Genomic DNA, 3,606 nt, shown 5'->3' with positions numbered 1-3,606 from the left:
AGTTGACGGTCCGCGTCGGGGCGCGACGCCCTCGATGTCGAGGACGGCCGCCGCGACGGCGCGGGCCCCCTCGGGGTCTCCCCACTGTTCCTCGTCGCTCCCGAGTTCGACGAACATCGAGGGGACCGTCGGCTCGGTCGGGCCGTGGTGGGTCGCCTCGATGCCGACTTCGTAGTCGTCCGGCGCGCGCTCGCGGAGCGCCTCGACGACGGCGCGCTGGGCGTTGGGGCACGCGCGGGCGAACTGCCCCGGCTCGCCACCGTAGTCGGCGGGGCCGAAGTTCCCGGTGAAGTGCGCGGTCAAGAGCGCGCCGGTCTCGCCGGAGTGCCGGGAGACGACGACGAGGAGGTCGAGGTCGGCGTCGAACGCCTCGGCGGGGTCGTCGAGGTCGATGTGCAGGTCGTCGAACTCGCGGAGTTCGAAGCCGTCCCGAGAGAAGACGGTGCCGCCGCCGTCGGCGTCGGGTCGATCCCCGTCGGTCCGTTCGTCCCAGTCGGCGAGTTCGAGCAGGCGCTCGCCGATGTGAACCGATGCGCTGTCGGCGCGGCTGACGACGATTCCAATCACGATACGAGGGTCGCCGAGGTCGGCGAAAAGGGCGTCGGAAGCGGCGAGGGAAGCCGGTCAGTCTTCGACCGCGGCCGGAATCTCGTTCGCGCCGTAGTCGCCGCGAACGCGTCGAACAGAGAGCTTTGCGACCGCAGCGAGTTGCTTGCGCCGCCGGACGAAAAGCGCCGTCCCGACGACCAGATAGATGACCGAAAAGCCAATGAGCGAGGTTGCGCCGTCGAAGGTGACCACCCCAAGTCCCGGAATCGGGAGCGTGAGCGCCAGTCCGGTGACGGAGTAGACGAACTGCGCCAAGAAAAGCCCAAGCAGGGCAACCGCTTCGCGGAGACTGATGGAGAACGTGATGAGGATGGCGATGGCGAAGTAGCTCTGGGCGGCCGTCAGCCAGAGTTCGCCCATCTGGTGGGTGTCGAGCGGGAGCGGGCCGTAGTAGCCGAGCGAGAGGCTGTAGACGAGCACGAGCGTCCCGATGAGGAGCGTCCACTGGTTGAGCTTCGAGGAGATGAGCGCGTTGAAGCCGGCGGTCGACCGCGCCTTGTTGACGAGGTAGGCCACGACGATGAGTTCGGGGCTCTCGCTCGCCAGCGGCGCGACCCACTGAATCATCAGGAACGACGGGATGCCGACCGACTTCCCGAGCGCTTCGAGGCCGTGAGCGAACGGTTCGACGGCGACGAGGATGACGACCCCGGAAAAGACGAACAGCGCGAGCGTCGTGGCGATGCGCTTTGGCTTCCGATACGACTGGAGGTACGCGGGCACGCCGATCTGCTCTTCGTCCTCGTGCGGCGAGTTCATCGCCACGAAGATGTACGCGGCGTAGAGGCCGACGAGGACGAACATGTCAACCGCGCCGATGCCCGCGCCGAGCGGGACGAAGAAGGCGAACACGGTCGCGGCGAAGAGGAACAGAATCTCGGTCGCGATGCCGTGGTCGAGACGGACCACGTCCGCGAGGAAGCCGGGACGGGACTCGACCGCCTCGTCGCCGGTGTCACGGGCGCGGTAGACGGTGAAGAGGGCGATTGCGGACCAGCCGATGCCGATGAGGATGCGATTTGCGCCGGTCATGTTGGCGACCGCGAGGCTCGCGGCCTCGGCCGATTCGGGGGAGCCGGGGTTGATGCCAGCCTCCCAAGCGTAGAGGGCGTCAACGGCGTATTCGGGGGCGACCGCGAGGACCGCGAGGATGGCGAGCGCGAACGCCCGCGGCACGTCGGCCTCGGCGGTCTCCGCGCCCCACGCGAGGAGGAACGAAGCGCCGAGAACGGCGATACCGCTGAGGGCGACGGTGACGCCGGTCGTGAGGTCAACGCCGAACACCGTGTGGAGGCCCAGCCACGGGACCGTCAGGAGCGCGGCGCCGAACACCGCGGTCAGCGGGTGACTGAGTCGTTGTCCGACCATCGTGGCTACAAAGGCGAAGCCGAAGCCGGTAGCTCTTGTGTTTCAAAATCGGCCCGACACGGCGTGTAGGACGCCCGAAGTCGTCAGCGTGCTCGTTAGGGGAGAATGAGCCAGAAGAACACGAGGTAGCCGCAGACGAGGATGCCGCCGTCGAGGCGGGACACGTCGCGGTTGCGGAGCATCAGCGCGATGACCCCGAAAGTGAACACGAGAAGCGCCGGGAAGTCCAGCGAGATGGTGCTCGCGGGGACGTTCACGGGAACCATGATGGCGAGGATACCGAGGACGGCGACGACGTTGTAGATGTTGGAACCGACGACGTTGCCGATGCTGAACTCCGACTCGCCGCGGACCGCGCTGATGACGGACGCCGCGAGTTCCGGCAGCGACGTGCCGAACGCGAGGACCGTCAGCCCGATGAACCGCGGACCGAACCCAAAGGATTCGAGCAGTCCCTGTCCGCCCTGAATGAGCCAGTTCGAGCCGACGAACAGGAGGAGCAGACCGAGGCCGAGGTAGACAACGTCCTTGAACTGCGCGGAGACCTCGTCTTCGTCTTCGATGTCGATTTCGTCCGCGCCGATGGCGTCTGCCGTCGCCGACCGGGCGCGGTAGAGCAGATAGCCCGTGAACGCGACGAGGATGAGCAGGAGGACACCGCCGTCGACGGCGCTGAGGTTCCCGTCCATCCCGAGGGCAACGAGCGCGACCGCCGCGGCAATCATGAACGGGACGTGCCGGCGGAGCGTCGCGGTCGAGACGCCCATCGGCTGGATGAGCGCCGAGATTCCGAGGACGAGGCCGATGTTGGCGATGTTCGAACCAACGATAGCGCCGAGGCCGAGGTCGGAGCTGTAGCCCAGACCGCTCAGGACCGCGACGAAGAGTTCGGGAGTGGTCGTCGCGAACGCGACGATGGTCACACCGACGATGGCCGCCCGAAGACCGAGGCCGATGGCGAGTCGAGATGCGCCCTCGACGAGCGCCTCGGCCCCGAGGTAGAGCGCGACGATACCCGCCACGAGGAGCGCGGTATCGAAGGAAAGCAGGGTTGCGAGTGCCGACATACGCGGGAGTAGACCAACGGGGGACTAAAAGCGCGCCGGTACACCGTGGGCCCGCGACAATCTATCACGGGAGAACGGACGGGTGGACATCCGCGCCTCGCGGGTCACTGAGTCCCGGCGGAATCCGACGCGGACGGGCGAGTTATATCGTCGGCAGGTCACCTCCCGTCCATGCAAGTCTACGGTCTCGTCGGCAACCCCGTCGGGCACTCGCTGTCGCCGCCGATGCACGAGGCGGCCTACGAGGAAGCCGGTCTCGACGCCCGGTACGTCACGTTCGAGCCCGCCAGCGACGACATCGCGGCGGCGGTCGGGGGCGCGGACGCTCTCGGAATCTCGGGGCTGAACGTCACCATCCCGTTCAAACAGGACGTCCTCGAACTGGTCGACCCCGACCCGCTCGCCGAGCGCATCGGCGCGGTCAACACGGTCGATTTCGGCGGGGAGACGCCGAAAGGGTACAACACCGACGCGGCGGGCGTCACCCGGTCGTTCGAGCGCCACGGCGTCGGCCTCGACGGACGGGAGGCCGTGGTCGTCGGTGCCGGCGGGGCGGGGCGGG

At 67.7% G+C, this 3,606-nt stretch carries 3 protein-coding genes and 1 pseudogene; 1 reads left to right on the top strand and 3 read right to left on the bottom strand.

What is annotated here, in order from left to right; genetic code table 11:
• From NKF06_RS20090 to NKF06_RS20080, 3 genes are all read right to left on the bottom strand, one after another.
• Positions 1 to 567: D-aminoacyl-tRNA deacylase (locus tag NKF06_RS20090; protein ID WP_309142159.1), on the bottom strand; the 567-nt coding region annotated here is incomplete at its 3' end.
• Positions 568 to 624: 57 nt separating this feature from the next.
• Positions 625 to 1,977, bottom strand: coding sequence for a sodium:calcium antiporter (locus NKF06_RS20085; RefSeq protein ID WP_253246408.1), 1,353 nt, complete (start codon positions 1,975 to 1,977; stop codon positions 625 to 627).
• A gap of 95 nt (positions 1,978 to 2,072) precedes the next feature.
• Entirely contained in the window at positions 2,073 to 3,044 is a 972-nt protein-coding gene (locus tag NKF06_RS20080) for a calcium/sodium antiporter (RefSeq protein ID WP_058827228.1), read from the bottom strand.
• Positions 3,045 to 3,215: 171 nt separating this feature from the next.
• On the opposite strand from NKF06_RS20080, the pseudogene NKF06_RS20075 reads away from it, so the two are divergent.
• Positions 3,216 to 3,606, top strand: a pseudogene (locus tag NKF06_RS20075) (shikimate dehydrogenase); the annotation flags it as partial.

Origin of the sequence: Haloferax sp. AB510 (genome assembly GCF_024136985.1) — an archaeon.
In the GTDB taxonomy this organism is placed as follows: domain Archaea; phylum Halobacteriota; class Halobacteria; order Halobacteriales; family Haloferacaceae; genus Haloferax.
Note: the sequence above shows the minus strand (reverse complement) of the source record. Positions and strands in the feature narration are given on the sequence as shown.

What these genes read in the sequence shown, in the direction of transcription:
- NKF06_RS20085 (WP_253246408.1), bottom strand. Translation starts at nt 1,977, where the DNA reads ATGGTCGGACAACGACTCAGTCACCCGCTGACCGCGGTGTTCGGCGCC.
- NKF06_RS20080 (WP_058827228.1), bottom strand. Translation starts at nt 3,044, where the DNA reads ATGTCGGCACTCGCAACCCTGCTTTCCTTCGATACCGCGCTCCTCGTG.